Here is a 25,881-nt window from a genome sequence, read left to right as displayed (position 1 = left end):
CTATAAGTTAGTAGCCTCTATGAAGACTTTCGCGGCTTCGGTGTTGATCGCGTTACCGTAGGCGCGGAGTCGTCCCACTCGGGCGGGAGCCCCATTAACCAGCGCGAAAGTGCCGGGTTCAACTGGCCGCCACTTGCCATCCCGGCATCCGAGCCAATCAGCATCTCGCCAGAAACCGTTAGTCGGGCCGGCATCGTCAAGGCCACCATTTGCGTCAATGGGATTCCTGTATCGTGTGGCCGTGGCGGAAGTCCGCCCCGCTTCGCGTCTGTCGTCGTTGGCGTCGGCCATCCCGCTAACTCCGCTTGCCACCCAAGCGCTGTCACAGACAGGCCCATGTTGTGGCCCTTCGCGATTGCTTGACGTTTCCGTTCCAGCGCCATCTCTGCGGTTCCACCCGGCACACTCGCTGTCGGCGTCCCCCAACCTGCCAACAGGGCAAAGTCGTTCAGGTTTGATCCGTGCCGCGTCTCTCCCATTGCTCGCTTTGCCTGACCTCCGCCCGTGCTGTCCGACGTCTGCGGCGTCGGCCACCCAGTACGCCCGGTCTCTGATGTGCGGCGCACCGACGCCCGCAGACGGGAACGGGACACACCCGAAGGCGTAACCCATGGCTTCCACGTCAGCGTGTACAAGGTCGATCCAAGCGTCTGCGTCTTTGCTCGCAACCTGCTCTCCAAACACGATTGCAGGCTTGCACTCGCTGATGAGGTGGAAGAAAGCGGGCCACAAGTGCCGCTCGTCAGCAAACCCAACTCCTTTGCCTGCCGCGCTGAAAGGTTGGCACGGACAGGAACCGGTCCAAACAGGTCGATCGTCTGACCAACCTGCCCGCCGCAACGCGTGGGACCAAACGCCGATTCCGGCGAAGAAGTGGCACTGTGTGAATTCTCGTAAGTCGTCTGGTCGGACGTCTTCAATACTGCGTTCATCAACTACCCCCGGCGCGATGTGTCCCGCGCTTATTAGGTTCCTCAGCCATGCAGCCGCGTACGGGTCAATCTCGTTGTAATACGCGTAGGTCATAGAGTGAACTCGTAATAGTCTGCCTCCAGTTCGCGTCGGAGTGCGTTCAAGTCAGCTAGGCCCATGTACTCACCGGCCTCAGCAAGGCGCGTTACTGCCTGCTTCGGGTTGCCTGTCTCCAAGGCAATGGCGATCAAGTCGTAAAAGCTGCTGTATGCAGCCTTGGCAATGCACTCGGCCGCACGGTTCGGCGTGGTGTTCGGATCAGGTCGGATGTGTTTGCCAATCATCGGATGCCCCCGAACGAACACACCCCGGTCAGCACATACCCGGCCGGGTTCCGCTCCGCTTGTCCGGTCAACTCCCGGAACCTCGCTAGGAATGCACGCTCTGCCTCATCCGAGCCTAACGGTCTGATGCACTCCGTACGCGGCTCGACGTCATAAAGACAAGGCCAGAAGTCACTACCCGCGTCATAAAACATCAGGTCGCGTTTCTCGGCAGCCAGCATCACAAGATCCGCCTTCTTCACCGACTCGTGCAGGTCGAGAGGCAGGCCGTACCGTAGCGTGATCGCTGCCATAACGTTCCGCTCTAGTGCCTTGTATTCTGGCAGGATCGCTTTCAGCGGACTCGATACGTCGCCCAGGTACGCCTCGCTTGCATCGTGGAGCAATCCTTGCAGCGCATATTGTTTCGGCACGAGATGACTAACCGCGACCGAGTGCTGGGCGACTGAATAGAATTCCGATGTGTGGCCGGTGAAACGGCAGATGCGGGACAGCGCGCGGGCGATGTCCGTGATGCGGATCATTTCCGGCTTGGGGGCGACGAGGTCGAAGTACGCACCGGATGCGGTCAGGATGATGGGTTGCATTAGGCGCGGCTCCCCTTATTGAAATCGTCGGCCATCGCTTCCAATTGCTTGCCCTCGGCGTCCTCCTTGCGGATCAACTCGGCCAAGAAAAGGCCATTGGTATTAACGTGGTCAATGTGCAGCAGGCCGGACTCCTCGTCTCTTGCGTTTGGCCCGTGCTTTGCAATTTCATTCAGATGCCGCTCCATCGCGGACCAGTAGCGATCGAAACCCTGATCTACCGTTTTCCAAGAGTGGTCCGCGTACTTCTTTGCGCCGAACGTAAGCACGCCGGCAATGCCTTCCAATGCAGCAGCGCAGCCAAAGCGTAGCAGGGAGAAACGCGGCTTACCGCCGTCATGTTTCATTCCGGTTCCGATTGCCATGTAGGATTCCTGGTCTTATTGTTTTTGGAAGCACGAAAGCCCCGCGTCTCTTTCGAGAGGCGAGGCGGTGAAATTCCCGCACGGATACGGGAATTTGTTGGTTATATCACTTAACTACAACGAGACGTTGTAGAAGGCTGCGATTGTCGCTATCCTGAATAGTGAGCGCATACTAATTGCGTAACACCAAGTGCCACATAGAGGGCACCCATTACGACGTGCGGGTCGATGTGCATGTTTCGTAAGTCTAAGCAGGGTTTTATAATCCCACCTAGCAACTTTGATCGGGTCTCTAGGTGGGTTTTTGTTGCCCGCGTAGCGGATCAACACCCATATGATAAAGCCCACGGACCCACAAAAGCCTTAGACAAGGAAATTATTTCCAAGGCTCCTTACGTGCGCGCGATTTGTTAATCAGGCGTCACCACAATCTCACTCTTTTGTTAACGATTGTTCACGGCATTCCACAATTGCCTGTCGCACCAGAGCAACGCGTCTTCAGGGATTATCGTAATTTTCGCGACCCACTAGGAGATAAGCAGGTTCGCCTTGTGTGCCTTGCTATTCGTCGTCAGACGGCCGCGACTCCAGGCGTTGCACTCGCCACAGTGGTAGCGCGGGTATTGGCCAACTTGCGTGTAACGCAGGCCGCGACGGCGGACGTTCTCGCTACCGCAATGCGGACACTTCGGACCCTCGCCGGCCGCATCGCTGTAATTCCCGATGTTGGGATGACCCTGCATCCACGGACGCATAACCAGATAAAGCTCCTCCAACGAGAGGACGTCGTACTTGTTGTACTTCGCCATTTCGTCGGCCGCTTCTTGGTTGCCAGCAAGGTACTGCTTCCAAAGTTCGAAGCCGGGAAACTTGCCGTGTTTCAGCTTCTTGTACTTGGTACACAGCTTGTCGGTAAGCCACTCCAGTTTGTTGGACGTGAAACCGAAATGCTTTCGCGCCTCCAGCATCGTGTCCACGACCTTAAACGGCGACGGCGGCGGATGGCCCTGGAGGATCATCCGGGCCTGAATCTTCTTCACGTCGAACTTGACGCCATTCTGCGCAACGATGATATCGGCGGCATCCATGAGTCGCCACAGCTTGCGGACGAGACGCTTATCGTCCTCCCGGTTGCGCTGTCGGAACGTGTCTTCGTACAGAACCTTGTCATCTCCCAGCCACTTCGCCGAGTACGAAAGGATGCACCACTCTCTGTGGATTTGATTCAGGCCGACGTTCTGCTTCCAGAGGGACCAGACGTAGCCAAGAACCGGCGATGTCTCGATGTCTAGGAACAAGATCCGGGGCCGCTTGGTCTGCTGTCGTCGTACTTGTGTTGCTACTTTCATGCGGTCTTCCCGTCTTGTTATTGTTGTACGGCGGCCTTGGCGGCTGCTCGCTTCTTACGTGCTGCTGCGTTCCGCTTGATCCGTGCGGCCTCGGCCTTCTCCTCGGGCGACTTGTGCGAAGGGTGAAAGACGTTGCTGGGGTTCTCGTCCCAAAATTCGATGTAGGCAGCGCACGCCCGTAGAAATGTCGGGACGTGAACTCCGCCGCCGATTCGAGTAGCCGCGTTCTCGATACGGCCAAGATTCGAATTGACCCAGTTCGCTAACGTGGACCGCATCATGCCGGTCTTGTGGCAGTGGTCGGCGGCGGCCTTGTCTACTCCGATAAACCATCCGGAGATGGGGCACTTACCGTCTTGTTCTGAGATTTGCTGGGCTCGCCAGGCGGCAAGCTCCGTTGCTTTCAGCTTACGCAAGGGCGCGCTGCTGGATTGCTGCGAGGTCACTTAGTTGTGTCTCCACGCGGCTTTGCAATCTTTCGAGTGCGCCGCTTATATGTGGGCATGCGGGGAAAGCCTCCGCGACGTTTCCGATACTGGCCTGGGCGTCCGTGCGCAGCCAGAGGAGGCCCGCTTGTTCTACCAGAGCATCAGGCCACCTATCGCCGTAGTGACCCGCATATGCGGCCTGTACTCGGTCGTATGCTTCCTCCTTGCACGTCGTGCCGGCTAGGTACTTTTCCGCCCGTGCATCGCCGCACGCCTGCCCGAACAGTTTGGGCAATCCGGGGATGTGGTCGGCGGTGTCGCCTTGGAGCATTTGGAGGTAGAACCACTTAAGCCCGTACTGCAACTCATCGGCCCCGATCACGTCATAGGCACCTCGCGGCACCTCCGTTAGAATCTGGCTAATCCAATTGATATGCAAACCGGGCAGCATGCGCATATCCTTGTCACGGGTCGAAATGACGATATCGCCCTTCGCAGCGCAGTACGCCATCCCGTCGTCGGCTTCCCGTGTCGTCCATACCTTGGGCCGAAACCGTGGACCTTCGTAGTGCTCCAGGACTTCCCGGAGGTATAGCCAGTTCTTTGGCTTCCGGCCGTTACGATGCCCTTGGTACGGCTTCACTGTGGCAATCAAATACCGATGCGCTTTCGAGCAGCCCGACGCAGAAAGGTGGACGACAACCGACTCCGACCCGCTCATAATCCGCGTGGTCTCGATGCGTTCCATTGCGTTGGACCGTGCGCGGCCTGGAAGTGTGTCGTCGTTCCCCGCGCAGAAGTACGCCATGTAATCACCGTCCAGGTGCAACACCCGCCCCGCTACCAAGCCGGGGAAAGTACCTTTACCGAACTGGGGCGATTCCTGGGCGGCCCGCGCGATCTTCTCGGCTAGGCCGGGGCGCACTCTTACATGGCCTCCAGCGGATCGGCCGCAGCGCCGCCCGTCGATGCCGGAATCTGATCCGTCACATCGTCATCCGGAATATGCACCTCTTGGCCGCCCGCCTCCACCGCGTCATGCACTGCGCACTCGTTCCAGTTCAGCGCCTTACGGATCAGCTCCTGTCGGCGATTCTTGGAACGGGCCGGCGACGTCACGTTACCCTTATCGTCCTTCCGCTCCTCGTACTCACCTTCGACATAGAGCGCGTTCCAGTCGTCCATATCCGCTGTAGCCCATACGAACAGTTTCAACTCCGTAAGTGCGGGGCCAACATTGACCGCGACTTGCTCGCCGGTATCCAGGTCTTCACGGGACGGCCGGCCGACACGATAGCCATTCTCGTCGCGCAGATTGGCATAGGTCATCTTGCCGTCTTTCGACTTGCTATGGAACACCGTACCCAGGAACGGCTCCCCCAGGAATTCCACCATCGTGGTCGCAGTGCCCTTGTAGTTCATCATGGCAAACAGCTTGCGGAATTGACTTTTCTCGCCCTGGCCGATGTTCTCCGTAACGCGGATAGTCACCGGGTACTTGACGCCGTCGAACTCTTTTGGCGGGTGCTTCTTGCCGATCAACTCGAATACAAGTTCGACCTTCGTATTGATCTTCTTCTTACCCTCCCACTCGCCCTCATGCTTACCGAGTTCCACGTACTCGACCAGACGCATGGGCGTTTCGCCAGCGGCAGGCGGTTCACTGCCCGCACCCTTTACGATTTCGTTGTAGTCGGCCGATACGGCCTTGGCTGCTGCGATCTTGGCTTGGAGGTCTTGTGCTTTCGTCATTTGCTTTTCTTTTTATTGTAGGTAGCTGGGCGTGTATCCGCCCATATAGGTGTTACGCAACTCAATGCGGAACTTGTCCGCTAATTCCTGGAATCCCTCCCCGAATCCCTTCTCTTGCATCATGTTATCGCCATGTACCGTCACGCTCGGCACAGGGACCGGAATAGGCCACGAGAAATACCATTCCATAAAGTCAGAGGCGGCCGACATACAGGCGTGCAGCAACGCCGACGATTCGAACATCACTGACTTATGAGCATCCGAATACAGAGCATCGTGAACCTGGTTCACGAGTAATGCCTTGTGATCGAAGTTACGCCGCGCGTAGAACGCCCGAATCGATAACCACATTGCAGCCTTGGCGAATTCGCCGCCAGTGCCCTGTACTTCATAGTTCGCGACTTCGGTCGGGCTGAAGCTCTGAGGCATACCGCCCCGCTTAATCGACCAGGCCGGACTAGGCGACTCGCGGTACGAATACACCTTGTTATCGGGCGTGACGCTGAAGCCCTTGCCAAGCTGGCAATTCAGGCCCGCGATTTCCGGGTGCTGCTGAATGTTCCCAGTCGGCCGGCGTGATGCTTTGATGCGGTCCATCTTTGCAGCGTTGTATTCCGCAAGCTCCGGATAGCGCTTCATTTCGGCCTCTACCAGCGCCTCTACGTCCTCCTTACTCATGCCGGTACTATCTACAATCGCAGCAACGCCGGCACCGTAGGCACGTTGGAAGGAGAATTCCTTAGCGCCCTTCCGCTTCTTCTTCCATTCCGGCTCCTCGTCCACCACGCAACGCCGGTAAGCCTCCTCGTACGGAATCCCCTCCTTCTGAGACACCCGTACGCAGTGCATGTCCAGCTTCGCTATCAGGTCCTCGATCAGGTTGCGGCACTTGGTAAGGATCGCCTGAACGTAAATCTCCAGCGCCGTAAAGTCCGACTGCACGATTTGGCCATCTTCCCGCCACCGCGAGACGAAGACCGTTTTAATCTGCGAGCCTCTAACTTCCCCTGTCTTCTCGTCTACCGATCCACCGCTAACGTTCTGAAGGTTCGGATTGGACGACGAGAACCGCGCCGTAACCGTGCTCGTGTGGTTAATGCTGTGGTGGATAATCCCGTCAATGCCAACAAGCGTCAGCATCCCCTTGTACTCACCCGTCTTTTCATCCAGGGTGATGTAGTAGGTCCCTAAGTCCTTCGTTAGCTTTGCAACACTGGCTAGGGTCTTCAGGAATGGGATATTCCGATTTCCGAGAGCGGTAATGACGTCCTCGGCTACTGAGTACAGGCCTTCTGTGCTGCTTTTCCATTCGTCACGCGGTTCGGTGTGGCCTGGGAATTCATAGAAAAAGTCCCGCATTGCCGTCTTCGGGCCTCGCCCAAGGTCCGGAACCTTTACCTTTTTGGTCTTGGCCTGTCCGGCGTTCTTGCCCGCCTTAAACAGAACCTTTGCCTTTGCCTCGGGCCAGCCGTCCGTCTCGTCTATGTGCTCGTACCATGCGCACTCGACCGTGCTACCGTCTTCCAGGACGTAATGCGTCTCGTCCTTCTGGAAATACGTTTTGTTGCCGTCCTCGTCTAACGTCTCTACCCGCTTCTCATACTTGATCCGGCCGCCAAAGATCAATGGAGACAGGTGATAGCGGTTAGACCAATTGAAATCAAACGGCAATTCGTCTGGCAGGTACGTCCTAAGCTCGGTAGTTATTGCCTCCAGCTTGACGCGAAGTGCATCAGCCAGCTTCAGGCCCAGCGGCTTATCTACGAACATGCCGTTGCGCTCCATTTCCACGGTACACAACAGCGAGCCCATATTTAGCAGGATCGACTTAACTTGCCCCTTTTTCCGCGCCTTCTCAAGCTGTCCCTTGAATATCAGTTCCGTATTACCAATGTCGCCGTGCGCGCGTTCCTTCGGGTCCGATTCCTTCCAGTTCCCTTCATGCGTCCCGCACAGGTAGCGCATCAGCAAGTCGGGATCGATATCGACGGTGTCTACACCGGCTTCCCAAAGTGCCTTAACTTCGTCAATTTTGAGGTCACCTCCGTAGACTGGAACCATCTCATCCATCGACAGCATGTGCGAAGTCGGCTCCATACCCCGCAACAGGTACTCGGCTAGCTGGACATCCCACACGTTCCCGCCCGCCGAAACCCAGTCCATCCAGGCTTCTAAGTTCTGCGGCTCTCGAAGGGCGTACAGCAAATCGAACTTAATGTTCTGGCCGACCAACAGCTTTGTTTCCTTCAGTAGCTTAGTGAACCAGTCGAACGGCCGGGGACCTCTGCCGAAGTATTCGCCTACTACAGTCCCGTCCTTTCGCTTCCATCCGTTCGCCACCGGGTAGTTATCCGGCAGGAACGGGGATGCCTTGCGTTTGAGATACGTCTTAGTGCTGGTCTCTGCGTCCCATACACAGTACATACACACTCCTGCCGGCTTATGCCGGTCTAGTTATTCACGACCAAATCCACGCTGCTACTGCACGCTCCCACCAATAGTGGGTATTCCGGTCGATCGTGACCGGTCATTCCGGTATCGTGACCGACGGTTCCGTTTCAACGTGACCGGTCAATATGATTGAACGTGACCGATTTGGGTGAGTGGCCGGAATGACCGGTCACGATACCGGAATCGTCGGTCACGTTGCCGGACCGGCGTCATACAGCATCAGAATGGTGTTACGCGACTAACCTTATTTCGCGAGGGTACGCTTTCCAGATTTCGTCTGGAGTAGCATGCCCGCGCCAAGGATTACGATGCGTAAGATCAAGGACGTATTGCGGCTCAAGCTCGACGCTGGGCTGTCGCACGAACAGATTGCCGCTGCCTTGCGGCTCTCCAAGGGCGTTGTCACCAAGTACGTGGGGCTGGCCGCCGCTGCCGGGCTCGACTGGCCCACGGTGCAGGCCTGTGACGAGGTCGAACTCGAACGGCGTATTCTGGTCGGCCCGAATTGCCAGCGCGAACGCGTGCAGCCGGACTATGGCCGTTTGCACCAAGAACTGCGGCGCAAAGGCATGACGATGATGTTGCTCTGGGAGGAGTACCGCCAGGCGCATCCAGGCGAGCCCACCTATCAATACTCGCAGTTTTGCGTCAATTTGAAGTGCTTCGCCAAGCGGCTCAAGCGTTCGATGCGGCAAATCCACCGCGCAGGCGAGAAGCTGTTCATCGACTTCGCCGGACCAACCATCGCATTGGCAGACGGCACCCGCGCGCATGTCTTCGTCGCCGCGCTGGGCGCGTCTTCCTACACCTTCGCGTGGGCCACACCGCGTGAGAGCATGGCAGACTGGTTGGAAGGCACGACGCGGGCGTTGCATTTCATTGGCGGCGTGCCGCAATTGATTATCCCCGACAACCCGAAGGCGATGATCACCGACCCCGACCGGTACGAGCCACGGGCGGCCGACATGGTGTTCGACTTTGCCCGCCACTACGGCACCTCGGTGCTGCCAGCGCGGCCCTATCACCCGCAGGACAAGGCGAAGGTCGAGTCTGCGGTGCAGGTCGTCGAGCGCTGGATCATGATGCGCCTGCGCCATCAAGCCTTTACGAGCGTCGCCGAGGTCAACGTCGCCATCGCGCCGTTACTGGCACAACTCAATGCCAAATTATTCCAGAAGCTACCAGGGAGTCGATCCAGCACCTTTGAGGCGATAGACCGTCCAGCGTTGCTGCCGTTGCCGATGCAGCGTTACGAGCTGGCCCACTTCAAGCACGTGCGCGTGCCGGTGGATTACCACGTCAGCATCGACGATCATCGCTACAGCGTGCCGCACGCGCTGGTGGGATTGGTGCTGGAGGCGCGCATGACAGCAGCGGGGATCGAGCTGCTGCATCGTGGGCAACGCGTTGCAAGCCATGTCCGCTCTAGCGTCGCGGGTGGCATCACAACCGTGCCGGAGCACCTTCCGGCGGCCCATCGCGCGCACCTGGAATGGACGCCGAAGCGCCTGTTGCATTGGGGTGAGGAGATCGGCGTTGCCACCGGCACCGTCATCACTCGATTGCTGGAGAAGCACCGTCATCCCGAGCATGGCTACCGGGCGTGTCTGGGCTTGCTGTCCTTGGCTCGGCGCTACGGTAAATCACGTCTGGAGACGGCCTGCGCATTAGCGATCCAACTCGGCACATGTCATTACCGACATGTGCGCGACATCTTGGTGAACAAGCGCGATCAGACAAGCGTCGCTACCTATGGCACGCCACCGAGTGATTGGGTCAGTCCGCATCACGCGCATGTGCGCGGCCCGTCTTACTACCAATAAAGCAAAGGATACGGATCATGATGATGCACACCACACTGACGCAGTTGCGTGCCTTAAAGCTTGATGGCCTGGCCGATGCACTACAGGACCAGATGACCCAGCCGGGCATGACGGACATGAGCTTCGAGGAGCGTATGGCCTTATTGGTCGATCGCGAGATCCACGCACGCAATGACCGCAAACTGGCACGCTTACTGAAACAGGCGCGGCTGAAGTACGGCCAAGCCACCATTGAAGATATCGACAGCCGTCCGAGCAAAGGCGTGGATCGCCGCGCGGTGCTCAGCCTGGCGCTGGGCGATTGGGTCAGCGCCGGGCACAGCGTGTTGATTACTGGGGCGACAGGAGCAGGCAAATCCTGGCTCGCCTGTGCGCTTGCGCAGTACGCGTGTCGACGCGGGTACTCGGCGCTCTATCAACGTGTGCCGCGCTTACAGGAAGAACTGCGCATCCGTCACGGCAGCGGCGTCTTCGGCAAATGGCTGTTGCAACTCGCCAAGACCGACGTTCTGCTCCTCGATGACTGGGGCATGGGGACGATCGACAGTGCCACACGCTCGGACTTGCTGGAGATCATCGACGATCGTGCCGGCACCCGCGCCACCATCATCACCAGCCAACTTCCCATCGAACACTGGCACGCCTGGATTGGTGACGCGACCATTGCAGACGCCATACTTGACCGCATCATGCAGCGAAATCATCGCTTCACTCTCAGCGGCGACTCGCTGCGCCAGGGCGCCGTCAAAACACCTGAAAAGGAGATAAATATCGACCCATCGTGACCGCTACCTCTACAATCTGAACGCGTAACACCATTCCATGCGCAATCGGTCACGATAACGGAATCAGCGGTCACGTTCGCCGGAATACGCACAATAGAACGCGAAACTCGGCGACTCGCCGTATCCAGCTACGAACCGAGGCTGCTCAGCCTCACACACCCACTTACCGTTCCAGAGCTTTATGTGCGGCTTCATGCTCGAAACCCATCAGGCACCACAACGCGATAGTCCGCATACTTCTCCGACAACCGCTGAGCGCGCGTCTCGCTGTAGTGGTTATCGTCGCTGGGGTAGTACGTGATTGTCTTGGCTCGGACGTCTTGAATGAACTCCGGCTCAAGGACCAGACCCAAGGTATTGCACAAATACGCCTTGCAGAGACCGAAATCGAAGACACTCTGTACGTACTCGACTGGGTCCCGTCGGACCAACATGATCTGGATCGGTTTGCCGTCGTGACGCTCATTGGCCTCATAGACGACAAGCAACATCGGTGCAGCGCCTTCGTAGTCGTCGCTCTCCGTATCCAGAAGCGTCATGTTCGGGAATCGCCTCTGCAACGCTTCCATGTTGGCTGGCGTGTTCTCTACGTAGACGTCAAAGTCTTTCACCAGGCGATGCAGCACCGCGTCGCGGATCGCGCCCCCGGCAATGATCCCCTCACATCCAAGAGAGTCCAGCAACTCCGCCGCAGCCTTAATATCAGAGTGGTTCACTCAATTCCTCCGGTTCTGAGACAAGTGAGGGCGGGCCTCGCGAAAACCGTTCCGTCGTATTGATCGCGGATCACGCGCGCAGCATCCATACACGCCGCGCGATCGTGCATCGGCACGTGGTCCACTGCAACTCGCGGCCCACTCGCCCAGACAGCAATAACTAGCACCCATGCGCTCATCACTGCGTTATCTCCATTTCGAATAACTCGCACGACTCGGAACACGTACCGCTGTCTGTCTCGGAAAACCTCCCGGTACTGTCGGCGTCTGCTTCCTGAAAGCCGGCGACAAGGTCGGCCGTGGACCGACGCATACGGAATATCTTTCGCGGGCCTGGTACGTTGTTAGGGCCTACGTGTGAATACGTATCCTCCAAGTGTTTGAAGAATGCGAAGTGCTCGGGATGCTCTCGCCACACCGTGTTCAGCTTCGCGTCGGACTTTTGGAAGCAAGTAAGGCAATTGCCCTCGCGCTCTTGAATGCGCAAATCCCAGTCGTATGACTCAAAGAAGGCCAGGACGTCGTCCTTTATCGTCGGGACCATATCCACAAGCGGGTAGATAATTCGCTGCTCTGTGGCAGTCGGTGATACCCGCCGCTTTTCGTCTGCTCGGATTCCGATTGCTATCGAATAATCCTTGCCCCAGCCCAGGCCGTTCTCCACAAAGGAGCGCATCGTATTGGCCTTGAGTTCGCGGGTGCAGAGTTTGAAAGTCCGGTTAGGCAGACCGTACTTAGCTACTACTGCCTCGAATGGCTCACCGTTGCGGCTAGCCGTTTCGTACGTCACTACTCGGTGTGTGCTGGCCTTTCGGCCCGCATGTACAACAGCCTCAACCCATGTGAGATTGAGGCCAAAGCTCTTATCTGCCGCATCGACAAACCGTAAGGTGTCCGGGTGCTCGAATCCCGTATTGGCGAAAACGAAGTGCATGTCAAATACGCCAGACATGTACCGCTTCAACCACCACGCCATAAACCCGCTAGTACGGCCGCCGGAGAAAGAGACCTGTAGGCGGGGTTTCGTCATTGCTGCGCCCCCGCCGCCGCGTCGCGCCGACCCTCTTGACGTTCCATCTTGTGGGTACGCTTTTTGTGATGCTTGCCGCCGTTCGGGCTGAGCGTCCCGCCGTGGCGGTTTCCTGGCCGCTTCGCCCAGTATTCATGGCCGGGGCCTTTTGATCCGCGTACGCTTCGGCTCATTGCTGCATGTCCTCCAATGCGCGGAACGACTTGAACACCGGATGCCGGGGAAGCTCCTTCACGCCGTGCTGAAACGATTTGTAGGTGATGATTCGACCCTGGAGGGCTTCCCGATCAAGCCAGAACTCGGCCCTCTGTTCGGCGGTAAATCCCGTCCCGACGTTGAACACGAGGCCCGTCATCAGGTCGCGAACGATGAACGCACCGAGAGTGCCCTTTCCGACCAGGCCCGCCTTGGCCGTACTCCGTTCGGTGCGGCCATTGTTGTCCTTGGTTGCCTCGTTCGTGTTGTGCATTTCCTCCACGAACCCGACGATCACGGCCTCTGCGTCCGTAAAGCGCTTGACCTTCAAAAGGCCCGCCTCCCGTTCTGTGCTGCGACCGTACTTGTACGGTGCCAACAGACTGCGCACCATCATTCCTTCATAGCCTTGGCCGACAAATTCGCCCTCCAGGCGGTCTAGTGCTGCTTGGCTGTAGACATGCCATTGGTCCACGAGAAACAGCCGAGAGAACGGCACCGAATCCACGCCCTCGCAGGCGTCGAACGACGCACGATATCGGGTTTCAAACGGCGTCTCCGGGGCGCGCAAGCAATCGAACACGTGGAACGAGAAATCGGGTTCGCCTTTGATACGCATGACGCCGGAGGTGGTCGCCTGCATACAATTCGGTGCGGTCGGGCTTCCCACGACTAGCTCCCCGTCCAATCCCTCAAGGACGTATCGATGCAGACGCGCCCACTGCTGTACAGCGTTGTTCGGGATCGGCTTCATGCTGCGGCCAGCGTACGCAACGCCGTCGAAAATCACCGCACGCACCCCGTCGATTTTTGGCGAAGCGGATACGGGGAATTGCAACGCCTCCGGTTTAGTCAACGGGGCGGCCAGCATTGCCTTAAAGCCTTGTGGAATCATCGACGGCTCCGGAAAGAGCCGAACGACGACGAACGGCTGTAGCTGCTATAGGAACGCGGTGCCGAGTACAACTGACGCGGCGCTACGTATGTCTTGTTGACCACGGTTTTATTCACTACGGTGCGGTTGCTGTTGTATCCGTTGCCTCCGCCCCCAGACATCAGGTGGCCCATAAGCATTCCGGTAAAGAAACCGTCGTTCGAAGGCTGCTGAACGATGACCGGTGCCCCCGCGACGGATGCCGAGGGCTGGACGGTCGCGACGGCTGGCTGCTGAAATACAGCGGGCGTTCGTTGTTCACAGGCGCAAAGAAGCAGCGCGCCGAGTAGCGCGGTGTGCGTTTTCTTCATTGGGTTTTATTCGTCCAGAGGCATGACCAGTCGCGAACGATCTTGGTCAAGTGTTACTTCCAGATTCGGGGAATCAGGCATACCCTCGATCCCCATTTTTGTTTTCACGATGCTGATAAATCGGCTGTTCGGGTAGCCGGCATCCTCCGTCATGCCTTGCATTACGATCCCATCGCATGCACCCTGCTTTCCGGTCTTGCTGTCTTTCAGCATATCGTCCGTAGGGAACGGCTTGTTCGCCGCTGCCCCGCTGGTTTGTGATGTCGGGATAACTGGGCAACCGTGATACACCCCGAGGTCCCGCCCCCAGTCGTACATGGATTCCAGAACCTGGTCCGTTCGCTCGCCTTTGTTCGCTAGGGCACCGGTGAAATTGATCTTGTCGATCATGTCAAAAACGATGAGACCGGGCTTCCTCTTCTTGCATATGTTTTCAACATCGGCCGTTGATCTACCGTGGATGTCGACCACGATTAGGCGACCAGGGGCACCCATCGCTGCATCGTAGGCATTCTGCAACGTACCAATCCGTTGCATTTCCAGTAGCTCCAGCGTCGTCGCATTTAACGCGGCGTTATAGGCTCGCTTCTTGATTCGCCTACCCGGCCCCTCGTTGTTGAACCACAGTAGGTAGCGCTCCTCCCCGTAGTAGTCGTCAAACTGGGGGGCCATGTAAGTGACCTCTCCCAACAGAGACGATGTCTTGCCCCTTCCCGGACGCCCGGCCCATATGATCGAATCACCGCCGCGCAGCGGGCGCATGTGGTCGTTAAGGCACTTTAGACGCCACCGAAGGCCCCGGTTGTCTAAGTCATCTCGCATGATGTCGCTGATGTCCTCGGTGACCTCCGGGATATCCAAGTCCCGTCCCGCCCGCTCCTCGTACCGTTCCAGTTCCGCACGCAGCACCGCACCTAGTTCAATCTCCTGGCCTTCCTCGTACCGCGTTACCCAGTCAGTAGTCCGTCGTGCTAGATCAGCCTCTGCTAAACGCAACAGGATTCCGCCCCGTAGGGATTCCGGACATTCCTGGGTAAGCATTGGCTTTAGTAGCTCGGCAAACAGACCTTGCTTCTCTGTCGATAACGTCGGGTGGGCGAATCCTTTAAACCACAACATGAAGGCGTCGTAGTCAATCCGGGTTACGTCGGGAAACTCCCGGAGAAACTTGCCGAAATCAGCCAAGAGAATCTTGGTCTTTTCATCCAAGGCAGTGACAGGAACCGCTTGCGCTAGTGCAGCGTAGTGTTCTCGGTGCTTCAGAAGCTGGAGTAGTGTTGTACCTAATCCGGCTTCATTCAATGCGCTGTCTCCTTCTTCGTAAGGTGCAGCGTCCTCACCCGCTGTTCATTCGGCGGCCACCCTACCGTTACTTCGTACGCATCCGTCGTAGCATACTGCCGCAAACGGTCATACATCTCGCATAGGTCCGGATGTTCTCCCGTCGTCTTGCCCAGGAGGGAGAGAATCTTATCTACGGTCTCGCGCGAAGCGCCGATCCGCACAGTGCCGTCTTTTTTCGTCTTCACTTTCATACAATCTCCAGCGCCGCGTCTATCTGTGCGCGGCTCAGTAATTTGGGATCTTTAGCTGAAACCACTTTGCGGGCAGGTACGCCATAGTCCCGGAGGTCACGGATAATGCTGCGCCGCGCTGTCTGACCCGCCTTGTCGGGATCTAGCCAGACGATCACCGGCTTTCCGCTGCGGATTAACTCGGTCGCCGTGTGGTCGTTTAACTTGGTCCCCATAAGGCACCAACCCGCAACGCCACACCGCGAAACCCTGTAAGCGCTCAAGATGTCCTCCGTCAGCACGATCGCCGCCCCGTCGCCGTATTTGGCTAACAGGCTGGTCTTGCTCACGTGAGGGTTTAGGTACTTTTTCGGGTTAGTCGGGTCCAGCGTACGGGCCTGCCAGTAGATCAAGTCGCCGGCATCGTTCCGTATAGGGATCACGACGCGCTCTGTACGCGGGTTCCAGTAGATGCCGAGTCGTTCGATATCTACATTGGACAAGGCCGCCTTGTAAAGCCAGACGCGGGCCGCTACCGGCCACGCAGACGGCTCCGCTATAATTGGCTTAGGTAGCCCAGGGGCGCGTTCTACCGCTACCTCCCGCGACCGCACACGGGCGAGACGATCTAACTTTTCCCGGAGTGTTTCCTGGGGGCGACGAGACCAGAACGATTCGCCACAGCGGTGACAGAAAGCGCTAAATCCGTCCCGTTTATGGTTGATTTGCAGGCAGTCGCCGGGGCCGCAGTCGTGCGGTATCTTGCGCGTCGTCCCTTCGACTAGTGCCTGCGCAGCATCTAGCCAATCTGCCATGCTCCTACCTTAGCGACGCCAGCTACGAAGCGGCGGCTTGCGCTTCGACCATCCAAGGGCCTCTGCGCAAATCACCAGCACCGCTCCGATTACAAACAGCGCTAGGCACGCGGCGTATCCCGCCCATAAGGGTGCGGTGACTGCCCACCAGGACCACCCGGCGACAATGCCGATACCGGCCAGCTTCAAAATCAGCAGAATCACGAAAACGACAGTGGACAACGTCATGTACTAGACCTCCACGCCGTGTTTATCGGCCAGCGCGTACAGCTTTTCCAGTTCCGCCTCGGCCTTCGCTATCGCCTTGTTCTCGACGTCTTGGGCACGGTCAACCAGTCGGCCTGCCTCGGCCTTCGCGGCCCGCTCTGCCGCTGTGATTTTGTCGTGTAGCTTCTCTAGGTTCGCCACCAAACGCGCCTTAAGGGCGGCTTCGATGCGCGGTCCAGCCTTTCGCGCAGCCTCAAGGAGTGCCAACAGCTTATCGATGATCTTGTGCATTGCTTTTCCTCTTTTTAGGTGAATTCGATTACTGACTGTGCCGGGTGTATATCATCCGTGCGCTTCGGTTCGACGCCCGCTGCCTCCAGCGCGTAGCGGATTTCTTCCATATGTGCCCGCCGCGTATTTTCGCGGCCGGCAATATGCCGCGAGACATCGAGCAGCGTCTGCGCCTGTTCCTGCGTGACTTCCAACATGACAACGTCGGCCGTTAATGGTCTACGGTCCCGCCAAGCAGCGGCCCGCATTACTCCAGCCCTTCCAGCGGATCGGCGGATGCACCGGCCGCGACACTCGCGCCGCCGTTGTGGTTCGGCATGAACTCGCCAATACTGACAACCGCGCTGGCATCGACCGTAACAATCTTTTCGTCCAAGCCCTCACCGAACAGGACAGACAGCTTCTTGCCCTTATCCGTTTCGACCACTGCGCGCACCTGGCCGGTATGCTGCGCTCGGGTCTCGCCGCGACCAAACAGGAATTCGATTAGGTCGCCCTTCTTCACGGCGGCCAATGCCGCCGATTGCGATTCCGCCGTCACTGCCGCATCGTAGGCAGCTTGTGCCGCATCCAGCTTCTCTTTCAACAGTTCAATCTTGGACTTCTTTGCGTCGGTCATAGTGGCCTCTCGTTGTGATGGTGTTGTTGATTAATTGTTTTAGCCCGCGCAGTCATTTCCCGGCGATTCCAAGCAGCGCACCAGCGCGCTATCCGTTTCTGTTCACGCGTCACTGCCCACCTGTGCAAACTTGTTGGTAAGTACCAGGTAAAGCTCGTGCACTTCTTCCGGCGTTAGCGCCGCGTATCCGCCTTGCACTGTGCCTATGACCCAAAGACCCTCGTCGCGTTCGATAGCTATTGCGCCGTCGTTACCCTGCAATGAGTGCCGTTTCATACCCGCTTCTCCGGATATGCAATAGAAACAAGGGAAAGCTGCAAAGGCCCACTGCCGTACGCAGCGTCGTAAACGGAAAGGCGCTCACGCCATTGCGGTGTGCTCTGCCAGCAGCGGCGGACGATCGGCTTGGGGTCGGGAAAGTGACGACGGGAAAACCAGAGGTCGATACGATGGCCCTCGACCGTCCAGCGGCCGGAACGATGCAGCACCGGGAAATGTCCAGCGGCTTGCGCACGCCCTTTCATGACCTCTATTTGCTCCGGCGACAGATCGTCGTAATCCTTGTTTGTCTGCATATTTGAATAGTTATACTAAGCGCGTTATATTCACACTTCCTCATGCCGTGGCAATGGTTAGAGGAAGAAGAAAATCGAGTTAAGACTGATCGATACAACCGTAGCCCCGACAGCTACAGCCAAAGATCCTGATACTGATAATGCTTCTCGCAGCGCGCCCCGTATGAATATGAACGACGCCAGGACGCACAGAACAAACACGGTAATTGCTGTCATGCACTCTCCGATGCCATCAATTCGCGGCAGTTTTGTATGTACGCCTGGTGTCCTTCTTCGCCTTGCTGGTACAGGTCGGTGAAGTACTCGACGCCCTCCGGAGTGAACAGAAGGCCGGACACACCGACGCCTTCCCCCACGACGATTAGCCGCGAATCCCGATACTGCGGAAGTGGTAGCCAAGCGGTCCCCTCGCGCCGGATGTAGCTCGGAACGAGGACGCCACGCAAATCAAATTCCCTACAGCCGATCACACCAGCTAGTTGGCGGAATGTCAGATAACGACCGTCCTGCACCTCGGATCGCCTCGTTTGTGTTTCTAACGCATGCATCTCATAAAGCCTCGGTTAATTAAGAAGACTCAACCGAGTCCGCTTAACGAACCGTAGTTCGTGCCAGGCCTGACCGTCGGTCTGATTCCTGACGTCGGATTGGTTTCTAACGGCCGCCCGAACATGACGACCCCTAGACTGCTCTCCCCGACTCCGACTCTTTCCTAGTAGCCTAGGTGGTGGCCGTAACCTTTTGCCGCTTTACCAGTTATCCAGCGACGCATCCGAACTGCTGACCATGTAGGTGTCGGACACTGCGGCAGACGCTATCGATCGCTGCTGCTTCACCGTTTGCTGCGATACTGCAAGGTCGCTACTTTAAGGATTAGCGCGCCGTGGCAATCGCCCGATAAACCTAGGGAATTCGGACCCGCCGCTGCTTTAGCATTAGCCAGTAAAAGCTACTGACCCTTTGCCGCTTGGTGCCGTCTTTGTTACCGCCGTCACCGTGAGACGAAATTTACTCTAACCATTTGGTTATAACCAATTGGTTTTTGTATTGTCTCGTTACAGTTTGATAGGCTTGGACTATTTGGTTATAACCACTTGGTGTGCTATGATCACGCGCATTACTCGTACAAGAGCGCTCAATATGACCCTCGCAGATACCTTCAAAGAACGCCTGTACCAAGCAGCAGGAATCAACGACGAGACACTTAGCGGCTGGATGGTCGCCCACGACATCGGTGTAGGCGTAACGAAAACGATTAGGGATCGCAATGGAATCCCATCCGCCGAAAAGCTCGTAGCTATTGCGGCTGTCGTGGGCCGGACAGTGGATTGGCTGCTTGGCGTGGACTCTACGGCTATGGCCGAGATAAACGAGATTAAGAAATCAGCGCCGGCTGAGTCTGACGAATTTGTCTATATCCCGCGCTATGACGTAACCGCATCCGCTGGTAATGGATCGTATGTGGACAATGAAAGCCCTCGCTTTTCAATGGCCTTCCGTCGGTATTGGGTAACTAACTACCTGCGTACCAGCCCAAAGGATTTATCTGTTATTACGGTCAAGGGTGATTCTATGGAACCGCTCTTGAAGGCCGGAGACAACATCCTGGTGAATCACGCGGAAGCGGGGAAAGATGACGGAATCTACGTTCTCCGCCTAGAAGACCGAATTGTAGTGAAGCGAACGCTATGGAAGTCTTCTAGCAAGGTCGAAATAATTAGCGAAAATACTGCGTACCCGGCGTTCGAATTCGACGGCTCCGAGGCTAATGATTTGGATTTTGAGGTGATTGGCCGTGTAGTTTGGTATGGTCGCCAGATTTGACCGACGAATTTAGTTTACGGTAGGCTTGCGGCTCATCTACCGTAAGCCGCGTAATGGATTCTCCGAACGTAGAAGAAAGGCTTGTGCGTGTCGCTGTTCTTGACACCGAGACCACAGGATTAGAAGCCTTTGATGAACCGATCAGCATCGGACTTGTTCTATTGAGCGTTCGCCTCCCAAAGGGCGAAATCGAATCCGAGCTATCGCGTTATTACGGGCTACGCCGTCCGAACGTCCCCATCCATCCCCAAGCACAAGCTATTCACGGCATTTCAATTCACTCTCTGGCCGGACTCGATTTCGACTACGACACCGTATGCACAATTCTTAACCAAGCGGATTACATCATTGCGCATTATGCCGAGTTTGATAAGCGTATGCTGGGGAAGGTTTTGGAAAAGGTTAGCGATAAGACATGGATCTGCAGTGTTAAGAATATTTACTGGTCCGATTTTATTGACGTACGCGATCGAAAATTAGACACGCTGTGTCAGCATTTTAACGTACCGCGTGACTCGCCACATAACGCACTGTCCGATACTGTCGCGCTAGTCTCTGTTTTGGGCAACCGTTCGGGAGCTACTAATCGTTCCCGAACGTACCTAGGACACGCAATAATGCGAGCGCCCACGACCTTCTCAACCAACTCCCGAATCGCCGCTAAAAGCCCAAAGCCGGCCGCTGAGTTTATCCAGAAGTCACCCGAACGTTTGCGACGCGAGGCATATTCAGCTCCGTGGATACCACCGAAACAAAAGCGTACTCAAACCCGCCCAGGAGAGATTGTCTTCTGGGTAATAGTGTTCGTCGTCTGTGCGATTTTAGGACTATCGCGGAAATAGATTTGTTGCAATAATTACAAATAACTCCGATGCACTATGTAAAAAATGGGTCAGGTGTCTAGGAGAGGCAGAAGCCACGGTGCATGACGCCCTCCACAGACGCCCAGTGTGGCCCCTGCCCGGTGCAAGGCCGAGCCTCGAATACTGTTGCCTGAGGGAAGGGATTTAGGGATGGGTGTAAGGGAGCGAAGCGACCGCAAAGGTTTGCTTTACCTATTACATACATCCTAATATCAACACCTCAAATTATATGACCATAATAAATATAATAGGTCGGTAATGCCTGAACGACTTACTGGCAGAGCAGGAACGGCACAACGAACACGAATTAGAAAGAGAGACTGCTATCAATGCAGAATTTGTTCTATAGCAGTTCGTGTAGGTGAAGTAGACCATATCCTGGCTCTAGTCAATGGTGGAACCAATGACGATAGTAATCTATGGCTGCTCTGCTATGACTGCCATAGAGATAAGACCAGATCCGATTTAGGCTATAAAGTGAAGACAGCCATTAAGCCTAACGGCATGCCTATAAATCCCGGTCATCATTGGAACACTTAATCTTATAAAGATAGTTGACATCATAAGGTTAAGAACCTTTTATTCCTGATGCTATCTATTGCACGTATATTGCGCAGGTTTCGGCAATAGGGACAAATATCGTTTGCAATAGATATTATCGATAGTGATTTCGGAATGCGATAGGATTATCATAATGAATCCCCTGTTTAATAGGCAAATGTCATTACTATTCCTATTGACGTCGGGGGTGGGTCAGAATAAGACCGGCAAAAATCCGGACATCGGCTGGTCACAGTCGTTTTAACGCTAACTGCAAAAATCCAGTCCGGAACGCTCCCATAAGGCCGAATTCTGCGCCTTAACGCTTAATACCCTCGGAATCTTGGCAGAGTGGACTAATGCACCGGTTTGCTAAACCGGCGGGCCTTTGGGCCTCATCCGTTCGAATCGGATAGATTCCGCCACATTTCACGGCTCGCTACTGATAGCGGGTTGTTGTGCACGCGCATGCACGCGAATACAGACAAATTATGAACTTAGCAATCTGGCTCGCAATGGGCATCAGCTTGTTAGCAATCCTACTCACATTGGCCGTAGCTGCTGTTATCTGGCTCGGTAATGAGATTACAGGCGACTAAATGAAACGGACCAGAACAGACACCACGGCCGGAGCGGTAGAGGCCGCACAGGCCGCTAGTCTCGGTCCGATTAAACCCCCTGCCCATCTGTCATTACGCGACGAGGATTGGCCTTACTGGAATGCCGTTATCTCGGCCCGCGCGTTAGTCGATTGGACTGATGCCGATTTAGCGTTTGCCGTAAATCTGGCCCGGTGCCAATGCGACATTATGCGAATCCAGATCGAACTGGAGGTAGAGGGCGACACGGTAAAGAACCAACGCGGTACGCCAATCGTTAATCCGAAGCACAGCCTGGTCGAAACGCTAACGCGCCGTGCCGCATCCCTTTCGGCCAAGCTCCACGTCCACGCCTTGGCTACCACTGGCCGTAGTGCAGACGCCGCAGGCCGCCTAGGTGCCCAAGAAGCGGCAGCACAGGCAGATAACGGTGACGACGATCTAATCCCACGTCTTAGGGCGGTCAAATGACTCTACGCCCTAAGACAAGGGGAGAAAAGGTTATTGCGTTCTGCGAGAAATATTGCAAGGTGCCGGAAGGCGCACTTGTTGGCTTACCGGTTAAGTTCGAAGCATTCCAGCGTAAATTTATCCTGGATGTCTACGACAACCCGCATGGCACGCAGACCGGCTACCTTAGCATCGCCCGTAAGAACGGTAAATCAGCACTCATCGCATGCTTGCTCCTAGCCCACTTAGTCGGTCCAGAGGCTCGCCAAAACAGCCAGATTGTATCCGGCGCAATGTCACGGGACCAAGCAGCGATTATCCACGCCCTCGCGGCAAAGATGGTTCGCATGTCGCCGGAATTGTCCGCCATCGTCCGAGTGGTTCCATCCGGCAAGAAGTTATTCGGCTTGCCCCTTAACGTCGAATACCGCGCTCTTTCGGCGGAAGCGGCCACAACCCACGGGCTAAGTCCTGTCCTCGCCATCATTGACGAAATGGGCCAGATCCGTGGCCCGCAAAGCGACTTCATTGACGCTATCGAGACGGCACAGGGTGCACACGATGCCCCGCTAACGCTGGTTGTCAGTACGCAAGCGGCTAGTGATGCGGACATGCTGTCCATCCGTTTAGATGACGCCCTGAGCGGTGCTGATCCGCACATTGTCGTCCACTTATACGCGGCGCATCCCGACGCCGGCCTTATGGACCGTGCGGGCTGGTCTGCGGCTAACCCTGCGCTTGGTATCTTCCGCTCGCTACCCGACTTGGAAAAGCTCGCAAGCAGTGCGGTACGGATGCCGTCCAAGGAAAACACGTTTCGCAATCTGATCTTGAATCAGCGAGTGTCGGTTATCTCGCCATTCATCAGCCGCGACGTATGGAAGGCTAATGGCACTGCCCCTGTCGACTTCGATAAGGACACGCTGGTCTATGGCGGTCTAGACCTATCGTCCCGTACGGACCTGACTGCCCTCGTGCTTATCGGCCGGGTCAACGTCGTATGGCAGGTGCAAGCGCACATTTGGACGCCAGAGGACGGCCTAAGCGACCGATCACACAAGGACCGCACGCCGTACGGCGAGTGGGTCGACGCCGGGTATATCCACACGACACCAGGCAAGACCGTCGACTACGAATATGTAGCACGCGACGTCGCGGACATATGCGAAGGATTGTCTATCCACAGTATCGCCTTCGACCCGTGGCGGATTGACCTTATGCGTAAAGAATTCGCCCGCGTCGGTATTGACACCGAAAAGGCCCACAAGGATGGCGGCCTACTCCCTCTGGTCGAACACGGCCAGGGCTACAAGTCAATCAGCCCCGCGATGGAAGTCTTGGAGGAGGAGCTACTTAACGGCCGGGTTGCTCATGGCATGCACCCGGTTTTAACCATGTGCGCAGCTAACGCCGTTGTCATCAAAGACGCGGCCGGCAACAGAAAGCTAGACAAGTCGAAAGCGACAGGCCGGATTGATGGGCTCGTGGCCTTGACGATGGCGTTCGGTGCAACGGTTATCGCCGCAGGAGACCTAGAACAGCCGAAGGAATTTACCCTGCTCAGCTTATAGCGAGATATGAAAAATAATAAGGCGTTCAGCGCCATCAATATCAAACGTCTAGACGAGGACGCGCGGGAAATCGAGGGCATCGCTTCGACGCCGTCGCCGGACCTCGTAAAAGACATCGTAGAACCGCTGGGCTTGAAGTTCGCGCCTAACGCCCCTCTCCTGCTCAATCACGACCCGGCACAGCCCGTCGGTAATGTGCAGTTCGGTGCACCGACGGCCAAAGGTTTGCCATTCAAAGCCCAGATTGCAAAGGTAGACGAACCCGGCGTAGTGAAGGATCGCACCGATGAGGCATGGCATAGCGTCAAGGCCGGTCTTATCAAGGGCGTATCCATCGGATTCCAGCCCGTAGAGGCTGAATCTCTCGGTGTCGGTAAGGGCATGCATTACAAGCGCGCCGACGTGCATGAATTGTCGCTGGTGTCTATCCCGTGCAATCCAGAGGCAGTGATTAGCGCGTTCAAAAGCCTCCACGCAGCAGAAAACGCGACCGTAGAAACGGTCGACGTTACGGGCGAAAACCCCGGATCGATGGCCCCGGCGGTCGTCAGTGTAAACACGCAGGAAGGGGAAGCAGCAGCCCCCGCGAGCGATCCAGAAGAGGCGGTACAAAAAGCCGCCCGCCTTTCCGCTCGCAAAGCCTTACTGCTTTCTCTTTAAAATAAAAATAAGGATTACATATGAAGCTGTCGGAAATGATCAAGCTGGCACAAGCCAAGATGTTGGTTTTGGCAGACACGAAGGCCGCCATCGTTTCTAAGGGTGAGGCCATGACGGACGAGGAAGTCTCGAAGGGCTTGGAACTGGCCCGCGAAATCAAGGCCCTGGAGGATCGCGTCACGTTGCTAAAGGAACAGGAAGCGGCGGAAGGCGCGGCGGCCGTCGCCGTCCCGGCAGTCGAACCGGTCGCCGCGCCGGTAGCCAAGGGCATCACGGTCAAGTCGAACGCTCCGAAGGGTGCAGACGTTACCCGTACGCTGATGGTCCTGGCGAAGGCTAAGGGAGACCTGCATACCGCCGTCACGATGGCGGAAGTGTACAAGGACACCTCACCGGAAGTCGCGCAAGTCCTCAAAGCAGCCGTAGCGGCCGGTAGCACGACGAGCGCTGCATGGGCCGGTAACTTGGTCTACCCGGAGAATTTCGGCGGCGATTTCATCAGCTTGTTGTACCCGCAGACGATTCTTGGTCGCCTGACCGGGTTGCGACGAATTCCGTTCAACGTTCGAATCGGCGGTGCCACGTCGGGTACGTCGGTCGGCTGGGTCGGGGAAGGTGCGCCCGCGCCGGTAACGTCGATGGGCTTCAATGCCGTGACGCTGGGTTTCGCGAAGATTGCTGGCATTGCCGTCTTGGACCGCGAAATCATGCGTCTGGCTAACCCGTCCGTAGAGGCAATGGTACAGGCCGACCTGATCGAAGCTGCCGCGCAGGGCCTCGACGTCTCGTTCCTGGACCCGTCCCGCGCTAAGACGGACGTGTCGCCAGCATCGATCCTAAACGGCACCACGGCTATTGCCGCAACCGGTACGACCCACGTAGCCCTGCGTAACGACGTGATGTCGCTAGTTGCCGATGCTATCGCCGCAAACCTGATTATCTCCAGCGGCAAGCTGTTGATGAGTCCGGGCCGCGCCCTCGCTATCTCGAACATGGTCAGCGAATTCGGCGTGAAGTATTTCCCGAACATCGATATCAACGGCGGCGAACTGCTGGGCTTCCCGGTCCTGGTGTCAAACAACATCCCGAACGACCGCATTGTCTTGGTGTTCGAACAGGAAATCTACCTGTCCGACGACGGCGGCCTCGAACTGGATGTGAGTCGCGAGGCGTCCATCATCATGGACTCGGCCCCGGCTGCGGCAACGTCCGCCCCGGTGAACTTGTTCCAGAACGACATGATGGCCCTGAAGGTCGGTAAGTGGATCAACTTCCAGAAGCGCCGCCCGCAAGCCGCCAAGTACATCTCGGGCGCGGCATACGCTCCGACGGCTGAAACGGCCGCTACCGGCTCGTAATCAGCCAGCCCCG

Annotated in this window: 33 protein-coding genes and 1 tRNA gene; 10 read left to right on the top strand and 24 right to left on the bottom strand. The window is 56.7% G+C overall.

Annotated elements, in window-relative coordinates:
- The 9 genes from SJQ66_RS21375 to SJQ66_RS21335 all read right to left on the bottom strand — a co-directional run bounded on the left by SJQ66_RS21375 (window position 1) and on the right by SJQ66_RS21335 (window position 8,161).
- Window positions 1–1,026 (bottom strand): DNA cytosine methyltransferase, encoded by a 1,026-nt coding sequence (locus SJQ66_RS21375; RefSeq protein ID WP_320535313.1) that lies wholly within the window; start codon window positions 1,024–1,026, stop codon window positions 1–3.
- Window positions 1,023–1,256 (bottom strand): hypothetical protein, encoded by a 234-nt coding sequence (locus tag SJQ66_RS21370; protein WP_320535312.1) that lies wholly within the window; start codon window positions 1,254–1,256, stop codon window positions 1,023–1,025. Before SJQ66_RS21370 ends, SJQ66_RS21375 begins: the two co-directional genes overlap by 4 nt.
- Window positions 1,253–1,843 (bottom strand): metal-dependent phosphohydrolase, encoded by a 591-nt coding sequence (locus SJQ66_RS21365; protein WP_320535311.1) that lies wholly within the window; start codon window positions 1,841–1,843, stop codon window positions 1,253–1,255. The genes SJQ66_RS21370 and SJQ66_RS21365 overlap by 4 nt, the downstream gene beginning before the upstream one ends.
- Entirely contained in the window at window positions 1,843–2,208 is a 366-nt protein-coding gene (locus SJQ66_RS21360; protein ID WP_320535310.1) for a dATP/dGTP diphosphohydrolase domain-containing protein, read from the bottom strand. The genes SJQ66_RS21365 and SJQ66_RS21360 overlap by 1 nt, the downstream gene beginning before the upstream one ends.
- Window positions 2,209–2,735: 527 nt before the next feature.
- Window positions 2,736–3,557, bottom strand: coding sequence for a ribonuclease H-like domain-containing protein (locus SJQ66_RS21355; protein ID WP_320535309.1), 822 nt, complete (start codon window positions 3,555–3,557; stop codon window positions 2,736–2,738).
- A 17-nt stretch (window positions 3,558–3,574) separates the two neighbouring features.
- Window positions 3,575–4,003, bottom strand: a complete 429-nt coding sequence (locus tag SJQ66_RS21350; protein WP_320535308.1) for an endonuclease domain-containing protein — start codon at window positions 4,001–4,003, stop codon at window positions 3,575–3,577.
- Window positions 3,966–4,910, bottom strand: coding sequence for a phosphodiesterase (locus SJQ66_RS21345; RefSeq protein ID WP_320535307.1), 945 nt, complete (start codon window positions 4,908–4,910; stop codon window positions 3,966–3,968). Before SJQ66_RS21345 ends, SJQ66_RS21350 begins: the two co-directional genes overlap by 38 nt.
- Window positions 4,911–4,912: 2 nt before the next feature.
- Window positions 4,913–5,737 carry a hypothetical protein gene (locus tag SJQ66_RS21340; RefSeq protein WP_320535306.1) on the bottom strand — a complete coding sequence of 275 codons (825 nt, stop codon included), beginning with the start codon at window positions 5,735–5,737 and terminating at the stop codon, window positions 4,913–4,915.
- Between the two features lie 12 nt (window positions 5,738–5,749).
- Window positions 5,750–8,161, bottom strand: a complete 2,412-nt coding sequence (locus tag SJQ66_RS21335) for a DNA polymerase (RefSeq protein WP_320535305.1) — start codon at window positions 8,159–8,161, stop codon at window positions 5,750–5,752.
- A gap of 314 nt (window positions 8,162–8,475) precedes the next feature.
- On the opposite strand from SJQ66_RS21335, the gene istA reads away from it, so the two are divergent.
- Window positions 8,476–10,011, top strand: coding sequence for an IS21 family transposase (istA, locus tag SJQ66_RS21330; protein ID WP_046154529.1), 1,536 nt, complete (start codon window positions 8,476–8,478; stop codon window positions 10,009–10,011).
- Window positions 10,012–10,028: 17 nt separating this feature from the next.
- Window positions 10,029–10,796, top strand: a complete 768-nt coding sequence (gene istB, locus SJQ66_RS21325) for an IS21-like element helper ATPase IstB (RefSeq protein ID WP_320534308.1) — start codon at window positions 10,029–10,031, stop codon at window positions 10,794–10,796.
- A gap of 191 nt (window positions 10,797–10,987) precedes the next feature.
- Here the strand turns inward: istB and SJQ66_RS21320 are convergent, their stop codons facing one another.
- The 15 genes from SJQ66_RS21320 to SJQ66_RS21250 all read right to left on the bottom strand — a co-directional run bounded on the left by SJQ66_RS21320 (window position 10,988) and on the right by SJQ66_RS21250 (window position 18,551).
- Entirely contained in the window at window positions 10,988–11,512 is a 525-nt protein-coding gene (locus SJQ66_RS21320) for a Gabija anti-defense Gad2 family protein (protein WP_320535304.1), read from the bottom strand.
- A gap of 178 nt (window positions 11,513–11,690) precedes the next feature.
- Window positions 11,691–12,542 carry a phosphoadenosine phosphosulfate reductase domain-containing protein gene (locus tag SJQ66_RS21315; protein WP_320535303.1) on the bottom strand — a complete coding sequence of 284 codons (852 nt, stop codon included), beginning with the start codon at window positions 12,540–12,542 and terminating at the stop codon, window positions 11,691–11,693.
- Window positions 12,539–12,715 (bottom strand): hypothetical protein, encoded by a 177-nt coding sequence (locus SJQ66_RS21310; protein WP_320535302.1) that lies wholly within the window; start codon window positions 12,713–12,715, stop codon window positions 12,539–12,541. Before SJQ66_RS21310 ends, SJQ66_RS21315 begins: the two co-directional genes overlap by 4 nt.
- Complete coding sequence (locus SJQ66_RS21305; RefSeq protein WP_320535301.1) at window positions 12,712–13,632, bottom strand: ATP-dependent DNA ligase; 921 nt, start codon at window positions 13,630–13,632, stop codon at window positions 12,712–12,714. Before SJQ66_RS21305 ends, SJQ66_RS21310 begins: the two co-directional genes overlap by 4 nt.
- Window positions 13,629–13,982, bottom strand: coding sequence for a hypothetical protein (locus tag SJQ66_RS21300; RefSeq protein WP_320535300.1), 354 nt, complete (start codon window positions 13,980–13,982; stop codon window positions 13,629–13,631). Before SJQ66_RS21300 ends, SJQ66_RS21305 begins: the two co-directional genes overlap by 4 nt.
- 6 nt (window positions 13,983–13,988) lie before the next feature.
- A complete protein-coding gene (locus SJQ66_RS21295; protein WP_320535299.1) occupies window positions 13,989–15,284 on the bottom strand; it encodes an AAA family ATPase in 1,296 nt (431 codons plus the stop codon).
- Complete coding sequence (locus SJQ66_RS21290; protein WP_320535298.1) at window positions 15,281–15,517, bottom strand: hypothetical protein; 237 nt, start codon at window positions 15,515–15,517, stop codon at window positions 15,281–15,283. Before SJQ66_RS21290 ends, SJQ66_RS21295 begins: the two co-directional genes overlap by 4 nt.
- Window positions 15,514–15,999: a toprim domain-containing protein gene (locus tag SJQ66_RS21285; protein ID WP_320535297.1), complete on the bottom strand. Its 486-nt coding sequence runs from the start codon at window positions 15,997–15,999 to the stop codon at window positions 15,514–15,516. The genes SJQ66_RS21290 and SJQ66_RS21285 overlap by 4 nt, the downstream gene beginning before the upstream one ends.
- 321 nt (window positions 16,000–16,320) lie before the next feature.
- On the bottom strand, window positions 16,321–16,539 hold the full coding sequence (locus tag SJQ66_RS21280) for a hypothetical protein (protein ID WP_320535296.1): 219 nt from the start codon (window positions 16,537–16,539) through the stop codon (window positions 16,321–16,323).
- 3 nt (window positions 16,540–16,542) lie between these two features.
- Window positions 16,543–16,809: a hypothetical protein gene (locus SJQ66_RS21275; protein WP_320535295.1), complete on the bottom strand. Its 267-nt coding sequence runs from the start codon at window positions 16,807–16,809 to the stop codon at window positions 16,543–16,545.
- A 14-nt stretch (window positions 16,810–16,823) separates the two neighbouring features.
- Window positions 16,824–17,006: a hypothetical protein gene (locus tag SJQ66_RS21270; protein ID WP_320535294.1), complete on the bottom strand. Its 183-nt coding sequence runs from the start codon at window positions 17,004–17,006 to the stop codon at window positions 16,824–16,826.
- 50 nt (window positions 17,007–17,056) lie between these two features.
- Window positions 17,057–17,428, bottom strand: a complete 372-nt coding sequence (locus tag SJQ66_RS21265; protein ID WP_320535293.1) for a hypothetical protein — start codon at window positions 17,426–17,428, stop codon at window positions 17,057–17,059.
- Between the two features lie 102 nt (window positions 17,429–17,530).
- Window positions 17,531–17,704 carry a hypothetical protein gene (locus SJQ66_RS21260; RefSeq protein WP_320535292.1) on the bottom strand — a complete coding sequence of 58 codons (174 nt, stop codon included), beginning with the start codon at window positions 17,702–17,704 and terminating at the stop codon, window positions 17,531–17,533.
- Complete coding sequence (locus SJQ66_RS21255; protein WP_320535291.1) at window positions 17,701–18,003, bottom strand: hypothetical protein; 303 nt, start codon at window positions 18,001–18,003, stop codon at window positions 17,701–17,703. The genes SJQ66_RS21260 and SJQ66_RS21255 overlap by 4 nt, the downstream gene beginning before the upstream one ends.
- A 212-nt stretch (window positions 18,004–18,215) precedes the next feature.
- Window positions 18,216–18,551 carry a hypothetical protein gene (locus SJQ66_RS21250; RefSeq protein ID WP_320535290.1) on the bottom strand — a complete coding sequence of 112 codons (336 nt, stop codon included), beginning with the start codon at window positions 18,549–18,551 and terminating at the stop codon, window positions 18,216–18,218.
- Between the two features lie 592 nt (window positions 18,552–19,143).
- Between SJQ66_RS21250 and SJQ66_RS21245 the strand changes: the two genes are divergently transcribed.
- The 8 genes from SJQ66_RS21245 to SJQ66_RS21215 all read left to right on the top strand — a co-directional run bounded on the left by SJQ66_RS21245 (window position 19,144) and on the right by SJQ66_RS21215 (window position 25,868).
- Window positions 19,144–19,827, top strand: coding sequence for a S24 family peptidase (locus tag SJQ66_RS21245; RefSeq protein ID WP_320535289.1), 684 nt, complete (start codon window positions 19,144–19,146; stop codon window positions 19,825–19,827).
- 53 nt (window positions 19,828–19,880) lie between these two features.
- The gene (locus SJQ66_RS21240; protein WP_320535288.1) at window positions 19,881–20,669 is read left to right on the top strand and encodes a 3'-5' exonuclease; all 789 of its coding nucleotides are present in this window, start codon (window positions 19,881–19,883) and stop codon (window positions 20,667–20,669) included.
- 279 nt (window positions 20,670–20,948) lie between these two features.
- The gene (locus SJQ66_RS29770) at window positions 20,949–21,230 is read left to right on the top strand and encodes an HNH endonuclease (protein ID WP_407691555.1); all 282 of its coding nucleotides are present in this window, start codon (window positions 20,949–20,951) and stop codon (window positions 21,228–21,230) included.
- Window positions 21,231–21,567: 337 nt separating this feature from the next.
- Window positions 21,568–21,655, top strand: a tRNA-Ser gene (locus SJQ66_RS21235).
- A 174-nt stretch (window positions 21,656–21,829) separates the two neighbouring features.
- On the top strand, window positions 21,830–22,300 hold the full coding sequence (locus SJQ66_RS21230; protein ID WP_320535287.1) for a phage terminase small subunit, hendrixvirinae-type: 471 nt from the start codon (window positions 21,830–21,832) through the stop codon (window positions 22,298–22,300).
- Window positions 22,297–23,850: a terminase large subunit gene (locus SJQ66_RS21225; protein ID WP_320535286.1), complete on the top strand. Its 1,554-nt coding sequence runs from the start codon at window positions 22,297–22,299 to the stop codon at window positions 23,848–23,850. Before SJQ66_RS21230 ends, SJQ66_RS21225 begins: the two co-directional genes overlap by 4 nt.
- 6 nt (window positions 23,851–23,856) lie before the next feature.
- A complete protein-coding gene (locus tag SJQ66_RS21220; protein WP_320535285.1) occupies window positions 23,857–24,510 on the top strand; it encodes an HK97 family phage prohead protease in 654 nt (217 codons plus the stop codon).
- A 20-nt stretch (window positions 24,511–24,530) separates the two neighbouring features.
- Window positions 24,531–25,868, top strand: coding sequence for a phage major capsid protein (locus tag SJQ66_RS21215; RefSeq protein WP_320535284.1), 1,338 nt, complete (start codon window positions 24,531–24,533; stop codon window positions 25,866–25,868).
- Window positions 25,869–25,881 lie beyond the last annotated feature (13 nt).

Origin of the sequence: Robbsia andropogonis (genome assembly GCF_034047095.1) — a bacterium.
In the GTDB taxonomy this organism is placed as follows: domain Bacteria; phylum Pseudomonadota; class Gammaproteobacteria; order Burkholderiales; family Burkholderiaceae; genus Robbsia; species Robbsia andropogonis.
This window is presented reverse-complemented; position numbering and strand designations above follow the sequence as displayed.

Bases quoted from the DNA above. Each gene is read 5' to 3' on its own strand.
- SJQ66_RS21375 (WP_320535313.1), bottom strand. From the start codon at position 1,026: ATGACCTACGCGTATTACAACGAGATTGACCCGTACGCGGCTGCATGG.
- SJQ66_RS21370 (WP_320535312.1), bottom strand. From the start codon at position 1,256: ATGATTGGCAAACACATCCGACCTGATCCGAACACCACGCCGAACCGT.
- SJQ66_RS21365 (WP_320535311.1), bottom strand. From the start codon at position 1,843: ATGCAACCCATCATCCTGACCGCATCCGGTGCGTACTTCGACCTCGTC.
- SJQ66_RS21360 (WP_320535310.1), bottom strand. From the start codon at position 2,208: ATGGCAATCGGAACCGGAATGAAACATGACGGCGGTAAGCCGCGTTTC.
- SJQ66_RS21355 (WP_320535309.1), bottom strand. From the start codon at position 3,557: ATGAAAGTAGCAACACAAGTACGACGACAGCAGACCAAGCGGCCCCGG.
- SJQ66_RS21340 (WP_320535306.1), bottom strand. From the start codon at position 5,737: ATGACGAAAGCACAAGACCTCCAAGCCAAGATCGCAGCAGCCAAGGCC.
- SJQ66_RS21335 (WP_320535305.1), bottom strand. From the start codon at position 8,161: ATGTACTGTGTATGGGACGCAGAGACCAGCACTAAGACGTATCTCAAA.
- istA (WP_046154529.1), top strand. From the start codon at position 8,476: ATGCCCGCGCCAAGGATTACGATGCGTAAGATCAAGGACGTATTGCGG.
- istB (WP_320534308.1), top strand. From the start codon at position 10,029: ATGATGATGCACACCACACTGACGCAGTTGCGTGCCTTAAAGCTTGAT.
- SJQ66_RS21315 (WP_320535303.1), bottom strand. From the start codon at position 12,542: ATGACGAAACCCCGCCTACAGGTCTCTTTCTCCGGCGGCCGTACTAGC.
- SJQ66_RS21310 (WP_320535302.1), bottom strand. From the start codon at position 12,715: ATGAGCCGAAGCGTACGCGGATCAAAAGGCCCCGGCCATGAATACTGG.
- SJQ66_RS21305 (WP_320535301.1), bottom strand. From the start codon at position 13,632: ATGATTCCACAAGGCTTTAAGGCAATGCTGGCCGCCCCGTTGACTAAA.
- SJQ66_RS21300 (WP_320535300.1), bottom strand. From the start codon at position 13,982: ATGAAGAAAACGCACACCGCGCTACTCGGCGCGCTGCTTCTTTGCGCC.
- SJQ66_RS21290 (WP_320535298.1), bottom strand. From the start codon at position 15,517: ATGAAAGTGAAGACGAAAAAAGACGGCACTGTGCGGATCGGCGCTTCG.
- SJQ66_RS21280 (WP_320535296.1), bottom strand. From the start codon at position 16,539: ATGACGTTGTCCACTGTCGTTTTCGTGATTCTGCTGATTTTGAAGCTG.
- SJQ66_RS21275 (WP_320535295.1), bottom strand. From the start codon at position 16,809: ATGCACAAGATCATCGATAAGCTGTTGGCACTCCTTGAGGCTGCGCGA.
- SJQ66_RS21270 (WP_320535294.1), bottom strand. From the start codon at position 17,006: ATGTTGGAAGTCACGCAGGAACAGGCGCAGACGCTGCTCGATGTCTCG.
- SJQ66_RS21265 (WP_320535293.1), bottom strand. From the start codon at position 17,428: ATGACCGACGCAAAGAAGTCCAAGATTGAACTGTTGAAAGAGAAGCTG.
- SJQ66_RS21260 (WP_320535292.1), bottom strand. From the start codon at position 17,704: ATGAAACGGCACTCATTGCAGGGTAACGACGGCGCAATAGCTATCGAA.
- SJQ66_RS21255 (WP_320535291.1), bottom strand. From the start codon at position 18,003: ATGCAGACAAACAAGGATTACGACGATCTGTCGCCGGAGCAAATAGAG.
- SJQ66_RS21250 (WP_320535290.1), bottom strand. From the start codon at position 18,551: ATGCATGCGTTAGAAACACAAACGAGGCGATCCGAGGTGCAGGACGGT.
- SJQ66_RS21245 (WP_320535289.1), top strand. From the start codon at position 19,144: ATGACCCTCGCAGATACCTTCAAAGAACGCCTGTACCAAGCAGCAGGA.
- SJQ66_RS21240 (WP_320535288.1), top strand. From the start codon at position 19,881: ATGGATTCTCCGAACGTAGAAGAAAGGCTTGTGCGTGTCGCTGTTCTT.
- SJQ66_RS29770 (WP_407691555.1), top strand. From the start codon at position 20,949: ATGCCTGAACGACTTACTGGCAGAGCAGGAACGGCACAACGAACACGA.
- SJQ66_RS21230 (WP_320535287.1), top strand. From the start codon at position 21,830: ATGAAACGGACCAGAACAGACACCACGGCCGGAGCGGTAGAGGCCGCA.
- SJQ66_RS21225 (WP_320535286.1), top strand. From the start codon at position 22,297: ATGACTCTACGCCCTAAGACAAGGGGAGAAAAGGTTATTGCGTTCTGC.
- SJQ66_RS21220 (WP_320535285.1), top strand. From the start codon at position 23,857: ATGAAAAATAATAAGGCGTTCAGCGCCATCAATATCAAACGTCTAGAC.
- SJQ66_RS21215 (WP_320535284.1), top strand. From the start codon at position 24,531: ATGAAGCTGTCGGAAATGATCAAGCTGGCACAAGCCAAGATGTTGGTT.